Source organism: Rathayibacter sp. AY1E2, from assembly GCF_002932325.1.
Lineage (GTDB): Bacteria > Actinomycetota > Actinomycetes > Actinomycetales > Microbacteriaceae > Rathayibacter.
Map to the genome: position 1 here is coordinate 58,896 of NZ_PSVO01000001.1, position 20,612 is coordinate 79,507.

Consider the following 20,612-nt stretch of genomic DNA (forward strand, 5'->3'; position numbering starts at 1 on the left):
CGGCGTCCCGGGCCCCGCGTCCGGGACGCCCTGTCGTCGGCTTCCACCCCTCCACTGCACCGTCGAGGTGCCTTTCCTCACCAGGAGATATCTGTGTCCGTCAAGATCGGCATCAACGGCTTCGGCCGTATCGGCCGTAACTTCTTCCGTGCAGCCCTCGCAAAGGGCAGCGACCTCGAGATCGTCGCGGTCAACGACCTCACCGACAACAAGGCCCTCGCGCACCTCCTGAAGTACGACTCCATCACGGGCCGCCTCGACGCGACCGTCGAGCTCGACGGCGACCGCATCGTCGTCAACGGCAAGCCGATCATCGTCCTCGAGGAGCGCGACCCCGCGAACCTCCCCTGGGGCGAGCTGGGAGTCGACGTCGTCATCGAGTCGACCGGCCGCTTCACCAAGTCGGAGGACGCGCGCAAGCACATCACCGCGGGTGCCAAGAAGGTCATCGTCTCCGCTCCCGCCACCGGCAGCGACGTCGCGACCCTGGTCCTCGGCGTGAACGAGAACACCTACGACCCCGCGACGCACGACATCATCTCGAACGCGTCCTGCACCACGAACTGCCTCGCGCCGCTCGCCAAGGTGCTGCTCGACAACTTCGGCATCGAGCGCGGCCTGATGACCACGGTCCACGCGTACACCGCCGACCAGAACCTCCAGGACGGCCCGCACAGCGACCTGCGTCGCGCCCGCGCCGCCGCCGTCAACATCATCCCGACCTCGACCGGTGCCGCCAAGGCGCTCGGCCTGGTCATCCCGGAGCTCGTCGGCAAGCTCGACGGCTACGCCCTCCGCGTCCCGGTCCCGACCGGCTCGATCACCGACCTCACCGTCGAGCTGACCAAGCCCGCCACCGTCGAGGAGATCAACGCGGCGTACAAGGCGGCCTCCGAGGGAGACCTCAAGGGCATCCTCAAGTACACCGAGGACCCGATCGTCTCGAGCGACATCGTGACCGACCCGCACTCGTCGATCTTCGACGCGGGCCTCACGAAGGTCATCGGCAGCCAGGTCAAGGTCGCCTCCTGGTACGACAACGAGTGGGGCTACTCCAACCGCCTCGTCGACGTCACCGAGTTCGTCGCCGGCAAGCTCTAAGGGCTGCGCGCAGTGACGCTCCGCACTCTGGACTCACTGGGCTCCCTCGCAGGCAAGCGCGTCGTCGTCCGCTGCGATCTGAACGTCCCCCTGAAGGACGGAACGATCACGGACGACGGCCGCGTGCGCGCGTCGGTGCCCACGCTCCAGCGTCTGGTCTCCGAGGGCGCCCGAGTCGTGGTCGTGAGCCACCTCGGGCGCCCCGAGGGGAAGCCCGAGGCGAAGTACAGCCTCGCTCCCGTCGCCGCCCGCCTCGGCGAGCTGCTCGACGCTCCGGTGGCCTTCGCCGAGGACACCGTCGGGGAGGCGGCCTCGGCCGCCGTCGACGCCCTCGAGGACGGCCAGGTCGTCGTCCTCGAGAACCTCCGGTTCAACGCTGGCGAGACGAGCAAGGACGAGGCCGAGCGCCGCACCTTCGCCGAGAAGCTGGCCGCCTACGGTGACGCCTTCGTCTCCGACGGGTTCGGCGTCGTGCACCGCAAGCAGGCGAGCGTCTACGAGCTCGCCGAGCTTCTCCCCAGCGCCGCCGGCACGCTGATCGCGGCCGAGCTCGAGGTGCTGGAGCGGCTCACCGAGAAGCCCGAGCGCCCCTACGCGGTCGTCCTCGGCGGCTCGAAGGTCTCGGACAAGCTCGGCGTGATCGAGCACCTGCTGCCGAAGGTCGACTCGATCCTCATCGGCGGCGGAATGCTGTTCACCTTCCTCAAGGCCCAGGGCCACGAGGTCGGCGCCAGCCTGCTGGAGGCGGACCAGGTCGACATCGTTCTCGGCTACCTCGCGAAGGCGAAGGAGCTGGGCGTGGAGATCGTCCTGCCGACGGACGTCGTCGTGGCGTCGGAGTTCGGCCCCGACGCCGAGCACCAGGTCGCCTCGGCCGACGCGATCGAGGGCACGCCCTTCGGTGAGAAGGGCCTCGGCCTGGACATCGGACCGGACACCGCCGCGCACTTCGCCGAGATCATCGCGGCGTCCGAGACGGTGTTCTGGAACGGCCCCATGGGCGTCTTCGAGCTCGAGCCGTTCGCGGCGGGCACCAAGACCGTCGCGCAGGCGCTCACCGAGGTCGACGGTCTCAGCGTCGTCGGCGGAGGCGACTCCGCCGCGGCCGTCCGCGCCCTCGGGTTCCGCGACGACCAGTTCGGCCACATCTCGACGGGAGGCGGAGCGAGCCTCGAATTCCTCGAGGGCAAGCGCCTCCCCGGACTGGAAGTCCTCGGATGGTAGACACCGCCGCCCGCACCCCGCTCATCGCCGGCAACTGGAAGATGAACCTGGACCACCTCCAGGCCATCGCCTTCGTGCAGAAGCTGGCGTGGAGCCTCAAGGACGCCGATCACGACTTCGACGGCGTCGAGGTCGCGGTGTTCCCGCCCTTCACGGACCTCCGGCCCGTGCAGATCCTCGTCGACTCGGACAAGCTGCCGCTCAAGTACGGCGCGCAGGACGTCTCGAAGTTCGACAGCGGCGCCTACACCGGTGAGATCTCGGGTCAGTTCCTGAAGCAGCTCGACTGCGACTACGTGATCGTCGGCCACTCGGAGCGTCGCACGCTCCACGGCGAGACGGACGCGGACATCGCCGCCAAGTCGGCTGCGGCCGTCAATCACGGCGTCGCTCCGATCATCTGCGTCGGCGAGACCGCGGAGGACCTCGAGAAGCACGGCCCGTCGGCCGTGCCGGTCGCCCAGTTGAAGGAGGCCCTCACCGGCCTGCCCGCGGACGCCGACCTCGTCGTCGCCTACGAGCCGGTCTGGGCCATCGGCTCCGGACAGGCCGCGACGCCCGAGCAGGCCCAGCAGGTCTGCAAGGCGCTCCGCGGAGTCGTCGCCGACGTCCTCGGCGCCGACACCGCCGCGAAGACCCGCATCCTCTACGGCGGCTCCGTGAAGTCCGGCAACATCGCCGGCTTCATGCGCGAGCCCGACGTCGACGGAGCACTCGTCGGAGGCGCCAGCCTCCAGGTCGACGAGTTCGCGGCGATCGCACGATTCCGGAACCACGTCGGGGTCTGAGCTGCTGCGACGAGAGGGCGGGCCCATCGGGCCCGCCCTTTCGTCGTCCACGCCGCTCCCTGCACGGCGTGGCGCGGTCGGCTTCGCGACGGGGCGCGGTTCCGAGAGCGGGATGCGTTCGGCTACGTCGATCCGCTGGGACGCGGATCACCGGTTCGCCTCGCTGTCGTCCACGCCGCTCCCTGCGCGGTGTGGCGCGGTCGGCTCCGTCGATCCGCTGGGACGCGGATCGCCGGTTCGCCTCGGAGATCCCACACCGGCTTCACGCGTTGGCCGGTCCGGTGCTGTCGGCTCGTCGCGGGGTGCCCTCCGAGAGCGTGTCGCGTTCGGCTCGATCGGTCCGCTGGTACGTGGATCACAGGCTCGCGGTCCGGCGACTGGAGAGGTTGTCGAGGGCACCGCGACGAGGCCACCCGCTCCGCCCCCTCGACGGACACTCGTATACATCGCCCCGAACACGGGACGACGCATTCCTCGCGGATTCGCAGGCGCCGTTATACTCGTCGGGGCGCGCAACGCGCCAGAACTTCGAAAGGTACCGCGTGGACATCCTCCAGGTCGTGCTCCAGGTCATCCTGGGCATCACGAGCCTCCTGCTCACCATGCTGATCCTGCTCCACAAGGGGCGCGGCGGCGGTCTGTCCGACATGTTCGGGGGCGGAGTCACCTCCAACCTCGGCGCGTCGGGCGTCGCCGAGCGCAACCTGAACCGCATCACCGTGATCCTGGGCGTCGTCTGGCTGGCCTGCATCGTGGTGCTCGGACTCATCACCAAGTTCACTACCGGAGCATAGGGGTACTCGCAATGGCATCAGGCGGCAGTGCAATCCGCGGTTCGCGCGTCGGCGCAGGACCCATGGGCGAGCAGGACCGGGGCTTCCACGCGGAGCGCGTCGCGGTCTCCTACTGGGACGCTCTCGGCAATGAGACGGTGCGCCACTTCTCGGCGGCCCTCCCCGAGGACGAGATCCCCGAGGTGATCGACTCCCCGCAGTCCGGTCTCCCCGCGGGCCGCGACCGGGCGAACCCGCCCCAGGTCGCGAAGACCGAGCCCTACAAGACGCACCTCGCCTACGTGAAGGAGCGCCGCACCGAGGCCGAGGCGGCTCAGCTCCTCGAGGAGGCGCTGCAGCAGCTGCGCGCCCGACGAGGCACCGCGACCCCGTCCTGATCGTCACCGCACGACGAACGACGGAAGGCCCGCCCCCTCAGGGGACGGGCCTTCCGTCGTTTCCGGACCGGGCTCAGTAGCTCGGAGCGATGAGCGACTCGGGGACCTCGGCGGCAGCCTCCTGGTCGACGAAGAACACCGTGCGCTTGCGACCGAACGCGCCCGACGCGGGCACCTCGTTCGTGCTGGCACCCGCGAGCGCGAGGCCCAGGGCCGAGGCCTTGTCCGCGCCGGCGAGCACCATCCAGATGCGGTCCGATTGGTTGATCAGCGGCAGCGTGAGGGTGAGGCGCTCCGGCGGCGGCTTCGGCGAGTTGCGGACGGCGAGGACGCCGGGCGTCGTGGAGCGGATCGCGGAGCGCTCGGGGAACAGCGACGCGATGTGCCCGTCCGGCCCGACGCCGAGGAAGGTGATGTCGAAGCGCGGGTAGTCGCGCCCCTCGGAGGCGTGCTCGCGCAGCTCCGCGTCGTAGGCAGAGGCGGCGCCGTCGAGGTCCAGGCCCTCGTCCGAGGCCGGGTAGGAGTGCACGTTCGCCGCCGGCACATCGAGGACGCTGAAGAGGTCCTCGGCCTGGACGTCGTTGCGGTCCTCGTGGCCGCGGGGTACCCAGCGCTCGTCGCCCCACCAGAAGTGCACGCGCGACCAGTCCACGTTGCCGGCGGCGGAGGAGGAGCCGATCTCCTTGAGCGTGGCGGCTCCCATCGTCCCTCCGGTGAGCACGACGTTCGCCGAACCCAGGTCGTCGAGGACGTCGATCGTCTTGGTGAGGAACCGGGCGGCGACCGAGCCGGCGAGGGTCTGCTTGTCGCGGTGGACCAGCACGCGGCGTTCGGTGGTCATCTCAGGGGACTCCTTCGGGTTCGGGTGCCGATCGGCGGGGTTCGGCTCCGTGTCGGGAAGCTCTGAGGTGCGGGCGCCCTGGACGGGCGCCCACACCTCAGGAGGCGCTGCGGGCCTCGGCCTTCTCAGTGAGCATGTCGACCCCGCGCGAGATCACTTCACCGTACAGGTCATCCGGGTCGAGCCGGCGCAGCTCCTCCGCCAGGCAGTCCCGGAGGCTGCGGCGGGGGAGCGAGATGTCGTGGACCGGCTGATCGGGCTGCGTGAGCGTCGCGACGTTGGGCACCGAGCGCTCGAGCTCGATCACTCCGGAGTCTCGGATGAGCCGGACGCCGTGGATCCCGCTGGACCCGGTCGCGCTGATCGTGAGCTCGTGGTCGACGGGGATGTCGAGCTCGAGCTGCAGCCAGGCGGCGAGCAGGATCGTGGAGGGGGAGTCGGGCGCGCCCGAGACCTCGACGGCCGTGATCGGCTCGTAGGGCGGCTGGTCGAGCACGGCGGCGAGCTGCGCGCGCCAGAGGGTGAGGCGGGTCCAGGCGAAGTCGGTGTCGCCGGGGGCGTAGGTGGACGCGAGGTGGTGCAGCGCCTCCGCCGGGTTCGACTGGGCCGACGCGTCGGTGATCCGCCGGGTGGCGATCCGGCCGATCGGGGACGCCGAGGCGTTGTCCGGAGCGCTGTTCGGCCACCAGGCCACGACGGGGGCGTCGGGGAGGAGCAGGCCCGTGACCAGGCTCTCCTCGTCCTCGGCCGCGTCCCCGTAGGGACGGAGCACGACGACCTCGCTCGCGCCGGCGTCGCCTCCGACCCGGATCTGCGCGTCGACGCGCGCCGTCGCGTCGACCGGGACCGTGGTGGTGCCGTCGTCCTTCGAGACCACGATGACGCGCATCGGGTGCTCGCGGGACGCGTCGTTCGCGGCCTCGATGGCCTCCTCCTCGTGACCCCGCGAGGTCGCGATGATGAGGGTGAGGACGCGGCCGAGGGCGACGGCGCCGCCCTCCTCGCGGATCTTGACGAGGGTCTTCGAGACCTCGCTCGTCGTGGTGTCGGGCAGATCGACGATCATGGACGCCTCCAGGTGCGGCCGTCGCGGGCGAGGAGCTCGTCGGCGGAATCGGGGCCCCAGGTTCCGGGGCGGTACTGCTCGGGCTGGCCCTGCGTGGCCCAGAACTCCTCGATCGGGTCGAGGATCTTCCAGGACAGCTCGACCTCCTCGTGCCGTGGGAAGAGCGGCGGCTCGCCCAGGAGGACGTCGAGGATGAGGCGCTCGTAGGCCTCGGGGCTCGCCTCGGTGAACGCGTGACCGTAGCCGAAGTCCATCGTCACGTCGCGCACCTGCATGCCGGCGCCGGGCACCTTCGAGCCGAATCGCATGGTGACGCCCTCGTCGGGCTGGACGCGGATGACGAGCGCGTTCTGGCCCAGCGACGTGGTCTGGCTCTCGGCGAAGAGCTGCTTCGGTGCCCGCTTGAACACGACCGCGATCTCGGTGACGCGGCGGCCGAGGCGCTTGCCGGCCCGCAGGTAGAACGGCACGCCGGCCCAGCGTCGGGTGCCGATGTCCAGGCGCATGGCGGCGTAGGTCTCGGTGGTCGAGGTGGGGCTCATGCCGTCCTCCTCGAGGAAGCCGAGCACCTTCTCGCCGCCCTGCCAGCCGCCGGCGTACTGTCCGCGGGCGGTAGAAGTGGAGAGGTCGGCGGGGAGGCGGACGGCCGCGAGGACCTTCTCCTTCTCCGCACGGAGGTCGGCCGCGTCGAACGAGATCGGCTCCTCCATGGCAGTCAGGGCGAGCAGCTGCAGCAGGTGGTTCTGGATGACGTCGCGCGCCGCTCCGATGCCGTCGTAGTAGCCCGCGCGCCCGCCCACGCCGATGTCCTCGGCCATGGTGATCTGCACGTGGTCGACGTAGTTCGAGTTCCAGAGCGGCTCGTACATCATGTTGGCGAAGCGGAGGGCCAGGATGTTCTGGACCGTCTCCTTGCCGAGGTAGTGGTCGATCCGGAAGACGGAGTCGGGCGGGAAGACCGACTCGACGACGTCGTTCAGCTCGCGGGCCGTCTTCAGGTCGCTGCCGAACGGCTTCTCGATGACGACGCGGCGCCACTGGCCGTCCTTCTGCTCGGCGAGGCCGGAGCTGCGCAGCTGCTCGGTGACCTGCGGGAAGGACTTCGGGGGGATCGAGAGGTAGAAGGCGAAGTTGCCGTTCGTGCCGCGCTCGCGGTCGAGGTCGTCGACGGTCGTCTTCAGGCGGGCGAACGCCTCGGGGTCGTCGAACTCGCCCTGCACGAACCGGATGCCCTGCGCGAGCTGCGCCCAGACCTCCTCGTGGAACTCGGTGCGGGCGTGCTTCTTCACGGAGTCGTGGACGACCTGCTCGAAGTCCTGGTCGTCCCAGTCGCGCCGGGCGAATCCGACGAGGGCGAAGCCGGGAGGCAGGAGGCCGCGGTTGGCGAGATCGTAGACCGCGGGCATGAGCTTCTTGCGGGAGAGGTCGCCGGTCACGCCGAAGATGACGAGGCCGCTGGGCCCGGCGATCCGGTTCAACCGGCGGTCGAAGCTCAACCTCAGCGGGTTGAACTCGGGGGTGATGTCCACAGACATGTGCAGTGTCCTTCTGTGTGCCGGTGGGACCGGCGCACTGCTATCGGTGAGGGAGGGGGAGGAGCGGGCGGACCCGGCTGCTGCCCCGGGAAGTGGTCGCGGGACGACCGCGGGCACGCCGCCGCGCGCTCGAGAGCGCAGCGGCGGCGTGCCCGTCGGATCAGGTGTTGAGGGCCTCGAAGAGCGCCTCGAGGTCGGCCTCGGGGTCGGTCAGCGTGAGGGTCAGCACCGGCCGGCCGTGCTCGGCGAGCACGCTCGCGTCGCCGGCGGCCTGGGCCAGGATGAGCTGGCCGAAGGTGAACGGGCTGTCCGGGATCTCGAGGTCCACGTCGGAGCGCTCGGTGATCTGGAGGAACACGCCGGTCGGCGCCCCGCCCTTGTGGTACTGCCCGGTCGAGTGCAGGAAGCGCGGGCCCCACCCGAAGGTGACGGGGCGCTGGGCCTGCGCGGCGAGGAGGTCGCGCACGCCCTCGAGCTGCGGGAGCGCGAGGCGGTCGACGTACGCCTGGATCGAGACGTAGCCGCCGTCGCCCAGCTGCGCGAGGAGGCGGTCGACAGCGGCGGCGACGGTCGAGACGCCCTCGGTGACGCTGCTGCTGCCGGTGACCTCGATGCCCGCGTCGGTGAACGCGGGCGCCTCGGGCTCGGGGCGCTTCTCGAGCAGGGCCCGGGTCGCGACCTTCGCCGACTCGACGTCGGGCTGGTCGAACGGGTTGATGCCCAGGAGGCGACCCGCGACGGCGACGGCGTACTCCCACGTCAGCATCTGAGCGCCGAGCGAGCCGGAGAGGAGGATCTCGCCCTCGTGGCGGTCGCGCGGGAACAGGTGCAGCGCCGTGGCGTCCTCGACCAGGCGGACGACCTGCACGTCGGGCAGGTCCTCCGAGAGCTCGGGGGCCAGCGTGCCGAGGACGACGGGGAGGATGCCCGTGCCGTCCTTGCCGGTGGACTCGGCGATGAGCTGCTCCGCCCAGTCGGCGAAGCCGACGATGTCGGTCCCGTCGGCGACGATCGCGAGCTTGTCGCGGCGCGGGCTGGTCGCGGCGATCGCCGCTCCGAGGATCAGGCCCGGGTTCTCGGGGGAGTCCACGGCGAGCCCGAGGGAGGCCTCGGCCGCCTCGTCGAGGAGGGCCTCGATGTCGGCGCCGGCGAGCCCGGACGGCACGAGGCCGAACGCGGAGAGCGCCGAGAAGCGCCCGCCGATGTTCGGGTCGGCGTTGAACACGCGGTAGCCGGCCTCGCGGGAGGAGGTGTCCAGGGGCGAGCCCGGGTCGGTCACGATGACGATGCGGTCGAGCGGATCGATGCCCGCCTCCGTGAACGCCTTCTCGTAGGCCTTCTTCTGGCTCGCGGTCTCGACGGTCGAGCCGGACTTCGAGGAGATGACGACCGCGGTCGACGCGAGCCGGTCGTTCAGGGCCGCGAGCACCTGGCCGGGCGCCGTCGAGTCGAGCACGGTGAGCTCGACGCCGGCGGTGCGGGTGATGACCTCGGGCGCGAGCGAGGAGCCGCCCATGCCGCCGAGGACGATGTGGTCGACGCCCTTGGCCTGGAACTCCTCGCGCAGGGCGAGGATCTGGGGGATCAGGGGGCGGGAGACGGTGGTCGACTCGGTCCACCCGAGGCGCTTGGCCGCCTCCTCCTCCGCCGCGGCGACCCACAGGGTGGGGACCTGGGCGGTGATGCCGGACGCGACCTCGTCGGCGACGAGCTCCGGGACGACGCGGTCGACGGCCTTCTCGGCGTCTCCGCTGACGTGGATCTGGATGGCCATGATCAGGCCTGCGCCTTCGCGCCCTCGAGCGCCGCGGTGACGGTGTCGAGCAGCTCGTTCCAGGAGACGATGAACTTCTCCACGCCCTCCTTCTCGAGCAGCTCGGTGACGTCGGCGTACGAGACGCCCTGCGCCGCGACGGCGTCGAGGACGGCGTTCGCGTCGGCGTACGAGCCCGTGACGGTGTCGCCGGTGATGACGCCGTGGTCGAAGGTCGCCTCGAGGGTCTTCTCGGGCATCGTGTTGACCACGCCGGCCGCGACGAGCTCGGTCACGTAGAGGGTGTCGGGGAGGTCGGTCGACTTGACGCCGGTCGAGGCCCAGAGGGGGCGCTGGCGGTTGGCGCCGGACTCCTGGAGCAGCAGGGCGCGCTCGGTGGCGAACGCCTCGACGAAGACCTCGTAGGCCAGCTGCGCGTTGGCGACGCCGGACTTGCTCGTGAGGGCGCGGGCCTCATCGGTGCCGACGGCCTCGAGGCGCTTGTCGATCTCGGTGTCGACGCGCGAGACGAAGAACGAGGCGACGGAGTGGATGGTCGACAGGTCGATGCCGGCGTCTTTGGCCTTCTCGAGGCCGGCCAGGTACGCGTTGATGACGGCGCGGTAGCGGGCGAGCGAGAAGATCAGGGTGACGTTCACCGAGATGCCGGAGCCGATGACCTCCGTGATGGCCTCGAGGCCCTCGACGGTCGCGGGGATCTTGATCATCGCGTTGGGGCGGTCGACCTTGGCCCAGAGGGCCTTGGCCTGCTCGATGGTGCCCTGGGCGTCGTGCGCCAGGCCGGGCTCGACCTCGATCGACACGCGGCCGTCGTAGCCGTTGGTCGCGTCGTAGATCGGGCGGAAGATGTCGGACGCCGCGGCGACGTCGTCGGTGGTGATCTCGAAGACCGCGTCGGTCACCGAGGTGCCGGCGGAGGCGAGCTCGCGCACCTGGGCGTCGTAGGACTCGCCGTTGGTCAGGGCCGCGGCGAAGATCGTGGGGTTCGTGGTGACTCCGACGACGTTCTTCTCCTCGATGAGCTTCTGCAGCCCTCCGGTGGAGATGCGCGAGCGGGAGAGGTCGTCGAGCCAGATGCTGACGCCGGCGGCGGAGAGCTCTGCGGTGGGGGTGTTCTCGGTCATGTCTCTTCTTCTTCTGCGTAGGTGGTGCGTGGTGTGAGGGGGAGCCGCTGCTCCGACGGCGAAGGCCGCGTCCGTGCTGGACGCGGCCTTCGGGTCAGGAGGCTGCGAGCGACTCCTTGGCGGCGGACAGTGCCGCCTCGGTGGTGATCCCGAACTCGCGGAACAGGGTCTTGTAGTCGGCCGAGGCGCCGAAGTGCTCGATCGAGACGGAGCGGCCGGCGTCGCCGACGTACTTCTGCCAGCCCAGGCTCAGGCCGGCCTCGATCGAGACGCGCGCCTTCACCGAGGAGGGCAGGACCTTCTCGCGGTACTCGGCGTCCTGCTCCTCGAACCACTCGAGGGACGGAGCCGAGACGACGCGGGCGTTGACGCCCTCGCTCCTCAGGGCCTCGCGCGCCTCGACGGCGATCTGGACCTCGGAGCCGGTCGCGATGAAGATCACGTCCGGGGTGCCGCCCGGCGCCTCGGCCAGGATGTAGGCACCGCGGGCGACGTTCGCGGCGGAGGCGAAGGTCTCGCCCTCCGCGTCGCCCTCGCCGCGCTCGAACACCGGGATGTTCTGACGGGTGAGCGCGAGGCCGGCGGGGCCCTCGCGGCGCTCGAGGATGGTCTTCCAGGCGTAGGCGACCTCGTTCGCGTCGCCGGGGCGGACCACGTCCAGGCCCGGGATCGCGCGGAGGGTCGACAGCTGCTCGACCGGCTGGTGCGTCGGGCCGTCCTCGCCGAGCGCCACGGAGTCGTGGGTCCAGACGTAGATGGCCGGCGCCTTCATGAGCGCGGCGAGACGGACCGCCGGGCGCATGTAGTCGGAGAAGATCAGGAAGGTGCCGCCGAAGGGGCGGGTGTTGCCGTGCAGGACGATCCCGTTGAGGATCGCGCCCATGGCGTGCTCGCGGATGCCGAAGTGCAGCACGCGGCCGCCCTTCTTCCCGGTCCACTCGTGGGTCGAGAACTCCGTCGGGACGAAGGAGCCGGCTCCCTCGATCGTCGTGTTGTTCGACTCGGCGAGGTCGGCGGAGCCGCCCCACAGCTCGGGGATCACGCCGGCGAGGGCGTTGATGACCTTGCCGGACGCGGCGCGGGTCGAGACCTCCTTGCCGGGCTCGAAGACGGGGAGCGCCTCCTGGACGCCCTCGGGCAGCTCGCCCGAGAGGACCCGGTCGAGCAGCTCCTTCTTCTCGGGGTTCGCGGACGCCCAGGCGGCGAGCTGCTCGTCCCACTCGGCGTGCTGGGCCTGGCCGCGCTCGACGGCCTTGCGGGTGTGCTCGATGACCTCGTCGGCGACGTCGAAGGTCTTCTCGGGGTCGAAGCCGAGCACCTCCTTGAGTCCGCGGAGCTCGTCGGCGCCCAGGGCGGAGCCGTGGATCTTGCCGGTGTTCTGCTTCTTCGGCGACGGCCAGCCGATGATGGTGCGCAGGATGATGAGCGACGGCTTGTCGGTCTCGCCCTTCGCGGCCTCGATCGCGGCGTGCAGCTCGGCGACGTCCTCGTGGTACTCGCCGGTCTTCTTCCAGTCGACGACCTGGACCTGCCAGTCGTAGGCCTCGTAGCGCGCCTTGACGTCCTCGGTGAAGGCGATGTTGGTGTCGTCCTCGATCGAGATCTGGTTGGAGTCGTAGATGACGACCAGGTTGCCGAGCTTCTGGTGGCCGGCCAGCGAGGAGGCCTCGCTGGTGACGCCCTCCTGCAGGTCGCCGTCGCCGGCGATCACGTAGACGAAGTGGTCGAACGGGGAGGTGCCCGCGGCGGCCTCCGGGTCGAACAGGTCGCGCTCGAAGCGCGAGGCGTAGGCGAAGCCCACGGCGGAGGCGAGGCCCTGGCCGAGCGGTCCGGTGGTGATCTCGACGCCGTCGGTGTGGCCGTACTCCGGGTGGCCCGGGGTCTTCGAGCCCCAGGTGCGCAGCGCCTTGAGGTCGTCGAGCTCGAGACCGTAGCCGCCCAGGTAGAACTGGACGTACTGCGTCAGCGAGGAGTGGCCGACCGACAGGATGAACCGGTCGCGGCCGATCCAGGTCGCGTCGGACGGATCGCGGCGCATGACCTTCTGGAACAGGAGGTAGGCGGCGGGCGCGAGGCTCATGGCGGTCCCGGGATGGCCGTTGCCGACCTTCTCGACCGCATCCGCGGCGAGAACCCTCGCCGTGTCGACTGCCTTCTCGTCAATGGATTCCCATTGCAGTTCTGACACTTGGTACTGACCCTTCTCGAGACGTGGGGCAGACGGGGACCGTCCGCCCTCTCGCATGGTGGAGCACGCCGCATGACGACTTCGACACGATGCTCCGGCGACGGCCCTCTCGGCCCCGTGCCGACGATCGTCGGGCGGGCTCGGGTGCGTGCCGGGCGCTCTGGCGAGCAGTCCCGAGTATACGGAGGGGGGTGCGCCGCCGACCGGGGGTTGCGTGGTCGCATATGTCTGCGTCCGATTGGACAAGCGTGCACGCCGGGCCCGGCTCCCGGACGGGCGCATTACACTCGTTCGGGATCATCGAATCGTTAGAGGAGCAATGGACGCAGTCGTGGAGACCACCGCCGTCGAGCGGGACGGGGCGTCGCCGACGACCCTCTCGCGCAAGGTGAAGGCTTTCGTCGCTCTGACGAAGCCGCGCGTGATCGAGCTGCTCCTCGTGGTGACCGCTCCGACGATGATCCTGGCGCAGGGCGGGATCCCGAACCTGCTGCTGGTCCTCAACGTCCTGATCGGCGGCGCCCTGAGCGCCGGGTCGGCGGGCGCGTTCAACTGCTACTTCGACCGCGACATCGACCGGATCATGAACCGGACGAAGAACCGGCCGCTCGTGACCGGGGAGATCTCGGACCGGTCCGCGCTCGTCTTCGCGACCACGATCGGCGTCCTGTCGATCGTCTGGCTCGGTCTCACGGCCAACTGGCTCTCCGCGGGCCTCTCGCTCGCCGCGATCCTGATCTACGTCGTGTTCTACACGCTCTTCCTCAAGCGCCGGACGCCTCAGAACATCGTGTGGGGCGGCATCGCGGGCTGCATGCCGGTGCTGATCGGCTGGGCGGCGGTCACCGGCTCGCTCGACTGGGCCCCCGTCATCCTCTTCTCCGTCATCTTCCTCTGGACGCCGCCGCACTACTGGCCGCTGTCGATGAAGTACCGGGACGACTACCAGGCCGCCGGCGTGCCGATGCTGGCCGTCGTGCGCGGACGAACGATCGTCGGGCTCCAGGTCATCCTCTACGCCTGGGCCACCGTCGCCTGCTCGCTCCTGCTGATCCCCGTCGCCGGCATGGGGGTGCTCTACACGGTGGTCGCGCTCGGCAGCGGAGTCTGGTTCATCGCCGAGACGCACCGCCTCTACAGCCTCGCGATCCGCCACGAGCACGTCTCGCCGATGCGGGTGTTCCACGGGTCCATCGGATACCTCACCCTGCTCTTCCTCGCCGTCGGCATCGACCCGCTGCTGCCCTTCTGATGGTGACGCCGTTCTCCTTGCTCGCCGAGCGGGTGACCCTCGGTCCGCGCGCACTGCGCTGGGGGACCACCGCGGCGCTCGTCGCGAGCATCCTGATCATCTTCTTCGGGGGCGTCGTCCGGCTGACCGGCTCGGGCCTCGGCTGCCCCACCTGGCCGGCGTGCGAGCCGGGCTCGCTCACCTCGACCCCAGAGCTCGGGATCCACGGCTTCATCGAGTTCACGAACCGCGCGTTCACCGGCGTCCTCGTGGTCGCGGTGGGCTGGGCGATCACGGCCGCGCGCCTGCAGAAGCCGCGCGACCGCACCATGACCCGGCTCGCCTGGTCGCAGTTCTGGCTCGTCGTCGCGAACGCCCTCGCGGGCGGCGCGACCGTGCACTCGGGCCTCAATCCGTACATCGTGGCCGGGCACTTCGCTCTCGCCATCGCCCTCCTCACCACCACCGCACTGACGTGGCACCGCGCCCACCGCTCGCAGTCCGTGGCCTTCGAGCCGGACCGCGCGACGCGGGCGCTCAGCATCGGGCTCGTCGGCCTGACGCTCCTCGTGATCCTCGTGGGGACCCTCGTGACGGGGACCGGCCCGCACGCCGGCGACTCCGCGGAGGTGCCCCGCATGCAGTTCCACTGGGAGAGCGTGACCGTCGTGCACGGCGTGCTCGGCACAGCGGTGCTCGTCGTGGGCGCCGCGCTGCTCCTGCGCCTGTCGCGGGCGGCGGGCTCGGAGCTCGCCCGGCGGCGCGTGATCGCCTTCCTCGTGGTCGTCGTGCTGCAGGCGCTGGTCGGGGTCGCGCAGTCGCTCACCGCGCTGCCCGAGACGCTCGTCGCGGTGCACCTCCTCGGCTCGGCGCTCATCTGGGTCGGCGCGGTCCGCGTGCTGCTCGACGTGAACCCGAGGCTGTTCACCGTGCGCGCCCAGCGCCGGGACGCCGCCCAGGAGCTCCAGCCCGCCGCCTGACCGCGGGCTCCGGCTCGGCGGAGAGCAGGTGCCGCCGGAGGCGCAGGAGCACGCGGGGGAGCGCCCGCAGCGGGAGGTCGGCCGCGATCGCGCGGGCGAGAGGGCCGAACGCCCGTGCGGGTCCGGCCGGCAGGCGGGCGCCCACCAGTGCGGTCACGAGTCGGGCGGGGATCGGGGTCGATGCGTCGTTCGTCATGGCGGAACCGAATCACGGACCACCGACACCGGTATGGCCATGCGCGTGTGGAGGTGCGCCGCCGGCGCCCGGCCGACACCCAGGTGAGGAGGTTCCGCTGAACGGCGGACGCCGGTAGAATGAGAAGCTGGTCACGGTTCGACGCACCCTGCGCACGTGATCCGCACACGGCCCGATGGAGCGCCGACGCACACCTCCGGAATCCAGGGACGCACATCATCCGCTCCGCGCATCAGATCGATCGCGCGACCGGCCGGAGAGCACCCGCGGGCCACCCCCGGGGGAATGACTCCGGGACCCGACCGGTTAGCAGTGGGTAGGAAACGAGGTACACATGTCAGACATCCTGATCGACCGCCCCGAGCTCGAGAGCCTGGGCGTCTACGAGTTCGGCTGGTCCGACTCGGACTCCGCCGGAGCCTCCGCACGACGCGGCATCTCGCCCGAGGTCGTCTCCGACATCTCCGCGCTCAAGAACGAGCCCGCCTGGATGCGCGACCGCCGCATGAAGGCCCTGAAGCTCTTCGAGCGCAAGCCCATGCCGACGTGGGGCGCCGACCTGTCGGACATCGACTTCGACAACATCAAGTACTTCGTCCGCTCCACCGAGAAGCAGGCGCAGACCTGGGACGACCTCCCGGACGACATCAAGAACACGTACGAGAAGCTCGGCATCCCGGAGGCGGAGCGCCAGCGCCTCGTCGGCGGTGTCGCGGCCCAGTACGAGTCCGAGGTCGTCTACCACCAGATCCGCGAGGACCTGGAGGAGCAGGGCGTCATCTTCATGGACACCGACACGGCGCTGCGCGAGCACCCCGAGATCTTCGAGGAGTACTTCGGCACCGTCATCCCCGCGGGCGACAACAAGTTCGCGGCGCTGAACACCGCGGTCTGGTCCGGCGGCTCCTTCGTGTACGTCCCCAAGGGCGTCCACGTCGACATCCCGCTGCAGGCCTACTTCCGGATCAACACCGAGAACATGGGCCAGTTCGAGCGGACCCTGATCATCGCGGACGAGGACAGCTACGTCCACTACATCGAGGGCTGCACGGCTCCGATCTACAAGTCGGACTCGCTGCACTCGGCCGTGGTCGAGATCATCGTGAAGAAGAACGCCCGCGTGCGCTACACGACGATCCAGAACTGGTCGAACAACGTCTACAACCTCGTCACCAAGCGCGCGATCGCGCACGAGGGCGCGACGATGGAGTGGATCGACGGCAACATCGGCTCGAAGGTCACGATGAAGTACCCGTCGATCTTCCTGGTCGGCGAGCACGCCAAGGGCGAGACCCTCTCCGTCGCGTTCGCGGGCCCCGGCCAGCACCAGGACGCCGGCGCGAAGATGGTCCACATGGCGCCGTACACGCAGTCGTCGATCGTCTCGAAGTCGATCGCCCGCGGCGGCGGTCGCGCCGGATACCGCGGCGAGGTCCGGGTGGACGCGAACGCGCACCACTCGGCGAACACCGTGCGCTGCGACGCCCTCCTGGTCGACACCATCTCGCGCTCCGACACCTACCCGGCGATCGACATCCGTGTCGACGACGTGCAGCTCGGCCACGAGGCGACGGTGTCGAAGGTCAGCGAGGAGCAGCTCTTCTACCTGATGTCGCGCGGCCTGCCGGAGGACGAGGCGATGGCCATGATCGTCCGCGGCTTCATCGAGCCGATCGCGCGCGAGCTGCCCATGGAGTACGCCCTCGAGCTGAACAAGCTCATCGAGATGGGGATGGAGGGCAGCGTCGGTTGACGCCCGCCTCCCCCCTCGAAGGGGCGCCCGGACGGGGCGCCCCGCACCCATCGAAAGGAACCACCGCCAGATGACGGTCCCCACGAGCGCCGCGACCCCCGAGATCGACGGCACGGCCGCCGCTGAGCGCCTGGGCATCAGCGCCCACTCCGACGGGGCGTTCACGCCCGTGCAGACGCGCTCCGAGCGCTTCGCGTCGGCCGACGTCGAGGCCTTCGAGGCCGTCACCGGCCGCGAGATCGCCTGGAAGCTGACGCCCGTCGCGCGCCTCGGCGATCTCATCGACGGCGCGCTGGACGGCTCGCCCGCCCCCCTCGAGCACGCGGCGGTGGACGGTGTGGACGTCTCGTGGGTCGGACGCGACGACCAGCGGATCGGCACCGCCGGCCTCCCCGAGGACCGCGCCGCCGCGAACGCCTGGTCGAGCTTCGAGAAGGCCCTCGCCGTCCGCGTGACGGGCGAGGACGAGAAGGTCGCCACCCTCGTCCGCTCGGGCCTCGGCTCCGGACCCCGCGCCGCGCACACGATCATCGAGGCGGCGCCCTACGCCCGCGCCGTCGTCGTGCTGCAGAACGAGGGGGAGGCCTCCCTCGCGGAGAACGTGGAGATCCTCGTCGGCGAGGGCGCGCAGCTCACCGTCGTCACCGTGCAGGAGTGGGCGGACGACGCCCGGCACCTGGCCAACCACTTCGTGCGGGTCGGACGCGACGCGAAGGTGAAGCACATCGTGGTCACCCTCGGCGGCTCCATCGTCCGGGTGAACCCCTCGGCGCACCTCGTCGAGCGCGGAGCGGACGGCGAGCTCTTCGGCCTGTACTTCGCCGACGGCGGCCAGCACCTCGAGCAGCAGGTGTACGTCGACCACGACGCCCCCGACACCCGCAGCCGCGTGACCTACAAGGGCGCGCTGCAGGGCGAGGGCGCGCGCACCGTCTGGATCGGCGACGTCCTGATCCGCAACAGCGCCACCGGCACCGACAGCTACGAGCAGAACCGCAACCTGGTCCTCTCGGACGGCACGCGCGCCGACTCCATCCCGAACCTCGAGATCGAGACCGGTGACATCGCCGGAGCGGGGCACGCCTCGGCGACCGGCCGCTTCGACGACGAGCAGCTCTTCTACCTGCAGTCCCGCGGGATCCGCGAGGACGAGGCGCGACGCCTGGTCGTGCGCGGGTTCCTCAGCGAGATCGTGCAGCAGATCAAGGTCGCCGAGCTCGAGGACCGACTGCAGCTCGCGATCGAGGCGGAGCTCGCCGGCAGCGCCGGCCAGACCGGCTCCTCCCGCGGAGCGGCGGTCACCGCATGAGCAACGCCGCGATGATCTGCTCGGTCTCCGAGCTGATCCCCAACCAGGCCATGCGTGTCGAGGTCGACGGAGTCGCGATCGCGGTCGTGCAGGACTCCGCCGGCGAGATCCACGCCATCGGCGACACCTGCACCCACGGCGAGATCTCGCTCTCCGAGGGCTTCGTCGAGGGCGACAGCCTCGAGTGCTGGGCGCACGGCTCCCAGTTCTCCCTCCGCACCGGCACCCCGCTGAACCTCCCGGCCTACGAGCCGGTCCCCGTCTTCGTCGTCGAGATCATCGACGGCGACGTCTACATCGACCCGACCGTCACGAAGGAAGTCTGAATGTCCGTTCTCCAGATCAGCGATCTCCACGTCAGTGTCGAGACCGAGCAGGGGACCAAGCAGATCCTCCGCGGTGTCGATCTCACCATCAACCAGGGTGAGATCCACGCGATCATGGGCCCCAACGGGTCCGGCAAGTCCACCCTCGCGTACACGATCGCGGGACACCCCAAGTACCACGTCGACGGCGGCTCGATCACCCTCGACGGCGTCGAGGTCCTCGACATGTCCGTCGACGAGCGCGCCCGCGCGGGCCTCTTCCTCGCCATGCAGTACCCGGTCGAGATCCCCGGTGTGACCAACACCAACTTCCTCCGCACCGCCAAGACCGCGATCGCCGGAGAGGCGCCCGCGATCCGCACGTGGACGAAGGACGTCAAGTCGGCGATGGCGAACCTCCGCATGGACTCGTCCTTCGCGGCGCGCAACGTCAACGAGGGCTTCTCGGGCGGCGAGAAGAAGCGCAACGAGATCCTCCAGCTCGAGCTGCTCGCCCCGCGGTTCGCCGTCCTCGACGAGACCGACTCCGGCCTCGACGTCGACGCGCTCAAGATCGTGTCGGAGGGAGTCAACCGCGCCCACCAGAGCACCGGTCTCGGCGTGCTGCTGATCACGCACTACACGCGGATCCTGCGCTACATCCAGCCCGACTTCGTCCACGTCTTCGTCGCCGGCCGCGTCGCCGAGCAGGGCGGCAAGGAGCTCGCCACCCGGCTCGAGGACGAGGGCTACGACCGCTTCCTGACCTCGGCGACGGTCTGATCATGGCGGTCACCACTCTCGAGCCGAAGCTCTTCGACCAGGTCGAGGAGGCCCTCAAGGACGTCATGGACCCCGAGCTCGGGGTCAACGTGGTCGACCTGGGACTCATCTACGACCTGGGCTGGGACGACGAGAACGACGCCCTCGTCATCCACATGACCCTCACCTCGGCGGGCTGCCCGCTGACCGACGTGCTCGAGGAGCAGACCGCCGAGTCGCTCGACGGCATCGTCGAGGCGTTCCGGATCAACTGGGTCTGGATGCCGCCGTGGGGTCCCGACCGGATCACCGAGGACGGGCGCGACATGATGCGCGCACTCGGCTTCTCGATCTAGCCGCTGCACACCGACGCCGAAGGGCCGGGAGGAGTCGTCCTCCCGGCCCTTCGGCGTCTCTGTCGTCTCCAGCCGGTCGCAGTCCGTCGCGGAGTCGGAACGGCCGGACGGGTCGACTCCGGCGTCGAGGGCCGTCGTCGCCCCCGCCGGTCGAGTCGGTGGAGGTGCCCACCGAGGTCGAGCAGGAGGACCGGGCGGCGCGACCTCTGCCGGACGCCCGAAGGGCCGGGAGGAATCGTCCTCCCGGCCCTTCGGCGTCCGTGCGACCGCTCAGCGCGAGCGGCGCGAGAGCATCGCCCAGGTGGTGGGGAGCAGCGCGGCGGCGACCAGCGCCTTGAGCGCGTCGCCGACCAGGAAGGGCACGAGTCCCGCGGAGAGGACGGAGCCGAGGTCGGCGGGCAGCCCCAGCGAGGCGAGGGCGGCGGCCAGCCAGGGCAGGCCGACGAGGTAGATGGTGGCGGTGCCGGCGAGGAAGGTCACCAGCGTGCCGACGACGCGACGGTCCCACTGCCGCTGAGCGAGCCACCCGGTGACTATCGACGCGAGGACGAAGCCGACGATGTAGCCGCCGGTGGGACCCGCGAGGACCGACCAGCCGTGCGAGCCCTCGGTGAAGACCGGGGCGCCGAGAGCGCCGACGAGCGCGTACACGAGCATGGACAGCGCGCCGCGGAGTGCGCCGAGCGTCGTGCCGACCAGGAGGACCGCGAAGGTCTGGCCCGTGAAGGGGACCGGCCACATCGGGATGAACAGCTGCGCCATCGCCGCGGTGAGACCCGCACCCGCGAGCACCAGCAGGGCGTCGGTCGCGACGGAGCGGGTGACGAGCCGGTCGGCGAGGACCGGGCGCGGGAGGGCGGAAGAGGAAGGGGACATGGGTGATCTCCGAGAGTCCTGGTCGCCCGAGA

Annotated in this window: 19 protein-coding genes; 12 read left to right on the forward strand and 7 right to left on the reverse strand. The window is 70.3% G+C overall.

Features of this window, described 5'->3' with window-relative positions:
* Positions 1 to 93 precede the first annotated feature (93 nt).
* From gap to C5C49_RS00270, 5 genes are all read left to right on the forward strand, one after another.
* Positions 94 to 1,101 (forward strand): type I glyceraldehyde-3-phosphate dehydrogenase, encoded by a 1,008-nt coding sequence (gene gap / locus C5C49_RS00250; protein WP_104221909.1) that lies wholly within the window; start codon positions 94 to 96, stop codon positions 1,099 to 1,101.
* 12 nt (positions 1,102 to 1,113) lie between these two features.
* Entirely contained in the window at positions 1,114 to 2,325 is a 1,212-nt protein-coding gene (locus C5C49_RS00255; RefSeq protein ID WP_104345141.1) for a phosphoglycerate kinase, read from the forward strand.
* The gene (tpiA, locus tag C5C49_RS00260) at positions 2,319 to 3,113 is read left to right on the forward strand and encodes a triose-phosphate isomerase (protein ID WP_104221913.1); all 795 of its coding nucleotides are present in this window, start codon (positions 2,319 to 2,321) and stop codon (positions 3,111 to 3,113) included. Before C5C49_RS00255 ends, tpiA begins: the two co-directional genes overlap by 7 nt.
* Positions 3,114 to 3,655: 542 nt before the next feature.
* A complete protein-coding gene (gene secG / locus C5C49_RS00265) occupies positions 3,656 to 3,907 on the forward strand; it encodes a preprotein translocase subunit SecG (RefSeq protein ID WP_104221915.1) in 252 nt (83 codons plus the stop codon).
* A gap of 11 nt (positions 3,908 to 3,918) precedes the next feature.
* The gene (locus C5C49_RS00270; RefSeq protein ID WP_055791968.1) at positions 3,919 to 4,284 is read left to right on the forward strand and encodes an RNA polymerase-binding protein RbpA; all 366 of its coding nucleotides are present in this window, start codon (positions 3,919 to 3,921) and stop codon (positions 4,282 to 4,284) included.
* 73 nt (positions 4,285 to 4,357) lie between these two features.
* Here the strand turns inward: C5C49_RS00270 and pgl are convergent, their stop codons facing one another.
* From pgl to tkt, 6 genes are all read right to left on the reverse strand, one after another.
* Positions 4,358 to 5,125: a 6-phosphogluconolactonase gene (gene pgl, locus C5C49_RS00275; RefSeq protein ID WP_104345142.1), complete on the reverse strand. Its 768-nt coding sequence runs from the start codon at positions 5,123 to 5,125 to the stop codon at positions 4,358 to 4,360.
* 97 nt (positions 5,126 to 5,222) lie between these two features.
* Positions 5,223 to 6,191, reverse strand: a complete 969-nt coding sequence (locus C5C49_RS00280; RefSeq protein WP_104232638.1) for a glucose-6-phosphate dehydrogenase assembly protein OpcA — start codon at positions 6,189 to 6,191, stop codon at positions 5,223 to 5,225.
* Complete coding sequence (zwf, locus tag C5C49_RS00285) at positions 6,188 to 7,726, reverse strand: glucose-6-phosphate dehydrogenase (protein ID WP_104225293.1); 1,539 nt, start codon at positions 7,724 to 7,726, stop codon at positions 6,188 to 6,190. The genes C5C49_RS00280 and zwf overlap by 4 nt, the downstream gene beginning before the upstream one ends.
* A 160-nt stretch (positions 7,727 to 7,886) precedes the next feature.
* Positions 7,887 to 9,500, reverse strand: a complete 1,614-nt coding sequence (locus C5C49_RS00290; RefSeq protein WP_104345143.1) for a glucose-6-phosphate isomerase — start codon at positions 9,498 to 9,500, stop codon at positions 7,887 to 7,889.
* 2 nt (positions 9,501 to 9,502) lie between these two features.
* Positions 9,503 to 10,624, reverse strand: a complete 1,122-nt coding sequence (tal, locus tag C5C49_RS00295; protein WP_104345144.1) for a transaldolase — start codon at positions 10,622 to 10,624, stop codon at positions 9,503 to 9,505.
* A gap of 94 nt (positions 10,625 to 10,718) precedes the next feature.
* A complete protein-coding gene (gene tkt, locus C5C49_RS00300) occupies positions 10,719 to 12,812 on the reverse strand; it encodes a transketolase (protein WP_104255364.1) in 2,094 nt (697 codons plus the stop codon).
* A gap of 319 nt (positions 12,813 to 13,131) precedes the next feature.
* On the opposite strand from tkt, the gene C5C49_RS00305 reads away from it, so the two are divergent.
* From C5C49_RS00305 to C5C49_RS00335, 7 genes are all read left to right on the forward strand, one after another.
* A complete protein-coding gene (locus tag C5C49_RS00305) occupies positions 13,132 to 14,064 on the forward strand; it encodes a heme o synthase (protein ID WP_104232635.1) in 933 nt (310 codons plus the stop codon).
* Entirely contained in the window at positions 14,064 to 15,023 is a 960-nt protein-coding gene (locus C5C49_RS00310) for a heme A synthase (protein WP_104345145.1), read from the forward strand. Before C5C49_RS00305 ends, C5C49_RS00310 begins: the two co-directional genes overlap by 1 nt.
* A gap of 530 nt (positions 15,024 to 15,553) precedes the next feature.
* Positions 15,554 to 16,972: a Fe-S cluster assembly protein SufB gene (sufB, locus tag C5C49_RS00315; RefSeq protein ID WP_104221933.1), complete on the forward strand. Its 1,419-nt coding sequence runs from the start codon at positions 15,554 to 15,556 to the stop codon at positions 16,970 to 16,972.
* A 70-nt stretch (positions 16,973 to 17,042) separates the two neighbouring features.
* Positions 17,043 to 18,281, forward strand: coding sequence for a Fe-S cluster assembly protein SufD (gene sufD, locus C5C49_RS00320; RefSeq protein ID WP_104345146.1), 1,239 nt, complete (start codon positions 17,043 to 17,045; stop codon positions 18,279 to 18,281).
* The gene (locus C5C49_RS00325; protein WP_077222834.1) at positions 18,278 to 18,607 is read left to right on the forward strand and encodes a non-heme iron oxygenase ferredoxin subunit; all 330 of its coding nucleotides are present in this window, start codon (positions 18,278 to 18,280) and stop codon (positions 18,605 to 18,607) included. The genes sufD and C5C49_RS00325 overlap by 4 nt, the downstream gene beginning before the upstream one ends.
* A complete protein-coding gene (gene sufC, locus C5C49_RS00330; protein ID WP_104345147.1) occupies positions 18,608 to 19,369 on the forward strand; it encodes a Fe-S cluster assembly ATPase SufC in 762 nt (253 codons plus the stop codon).
* Between the two features lie 2 nt (positions 19,370 to 19,371).
* Entirely contained in the window at positions 19,372 to 19,704 is a 333-nt protein-coding gene (locus C5C49_RS00335; protein ID WP_104221939.1) for a metal-sulfur cluster assembly factor, read from the forward strand.
* Between the two features lie 270 nt (positions 19,705 to 19,974).
* Here the strand turns inward: C5C49_RS00335 and C5C49_RS00340 are convergent, their stop codons facing one another.
* Entirely contained in the window at positions 19,975 to 20,580 is a 606-nt protein-coding gene (locus C5C49_RS00340; protein ID WP_104345148.1) for a biotin transporter BioY, read from the reverse strand.
* Positions 20,581 to 20,612 lie beyond the last annotated feature (32 nt).